This window comes from Amycolatopsis arida (assembly GCF_900115565.1).
Classification (GTDB): Bacteria; Actinomycetota; Actinomycetes; order Mycobacteriales; family Pseudonocardiaceae; genus Yuhushiella; species Yuhushiella arida.
Map to the genome: position 1 here is coordinate 1 of NZ_FOWW01000022.1, position 1,385 is coordinate 1,385.

General features: G+C 57.5%; 1 rRNA gene. It reads left to right on the plus strand.

Annotation, left to right across the window (positions count from 1 at the left end):
* Positions 1–105: 105 nt before the first annotated feature.
* Positions 106–1,385 (plus strand): 23S ribosomal RNA (locus BM051_RS29520); the annotation flags it as partial.

Genomic DNA, 1,385 nt, shown 5'->3' on the forward strand with positions numbered 1-1,385 from the left:
GGGTTTGCTGGTGCGCTGTTGGGTCCTGAGGCAACACTGCGTGGTGTGGTGTGGTCTTGTGGGTGTGGTGTTTGAGAATTGTAGAGTGGATGCGAGCATCTTTGTGGTCAAGTTGTTAAGGGCACATGGTGGATGTCTTGGCATCAGGAGCCGATGAAGGACGTGGGAGGCTGCGATAAGCCTCGGGGAGCTGTCAACCGAGCTGGGATCCGAGGATGTCCGAATGGGGTAACCCGGCACCCGTTGTGGGGTGTCACCACCGTCTGAATGTATAGGGCGTGTGGAGGGAACGCGGGGAAGTGAAACATCTCAGTACCCGTAGGAAGAGAAAACAACCGTGATTCCGTGAGTAGTGGCGAGCGAAAGCGGAGGAGGCTAAACCGCGTGCATGGGATACCTGTCAGGGGTTGTGTGCGCGGGGTTGTGGGACCCACCTGTCGACAGCTGACACTGTCGGGGGCGTGTGTGGTGGTTAGTGGAACTGTTTGGGATGGCAGGCCGGAGTGGGTGAGAGCCCCGTACGCGAAAACCATTGTCACATGTTGTGGTGGTGTTCCCGAGTAGCAGCGAGCTCGTGGAATTTGCTGTGAATCTGCCGGGACCACCCGGTAAGCCTAAATACTTCCTGGTGACCGATAGCGGACGAGTACCGTGAGGGAAAGATGAAAAGTACCCCGGGAGGGGAGTGAAAGAGTACCTGAAACCGTGTGCCTACAAGCCGTCAGAGCGATCGTTGGTGGTTGTGATGGCGTGCCTTTTGAAGAATGAGCCTGCGAGTTAGTGCTGCGTGGCGAGGTTAACCCGTGTGGGGTAGCCGTAGCGAAAGCGAGTCTGAAGAGGGCGGTGGAGTCGCGTGGTCTAGACCCGAAGCGGGGTGATCTACCCATGGCCAGGGTGAAGCGCCGGTAAGACGGTGTGGAGGCCCGAACCCACCAGGGTTGAAAACCTGGGGGATGAGTTGTGGGTAGGGGTGAAAGGCCAATCAAACTCCGTGATAGCTGGTTCTCCCCGAAATGCATTTAGGTGCAGCGTCGCGTGTTTCACATCTGGGGTAGAGCTACTGGATGGCCTAGGGGGCCTACCAGCTTACCGAAGTCAGCCAAACTCCGAATACGGGTGTGTGAAGCGTGGCAGTGAGACGGCGGGGGATAAGCTTCGTCGTCGAGAGGGAAACAGCCCAGAACACCGGCTAAGGCCCCGAAGTGTGTGCTTAGTGGGAAAGGATGTGGGATTGCCGAGACAACCAGGAGGTTGGCTTAGAAGCAGCCATCCTTGAAAGAGTGCGTAATAGCTCACTGGTCAAGTGGTCCTGCGCCGATAATGTAGCGGGGCTGAAGCACACCGCCGAAGCCGTGTCACTCACACATGACATCCGCGCCCATCGT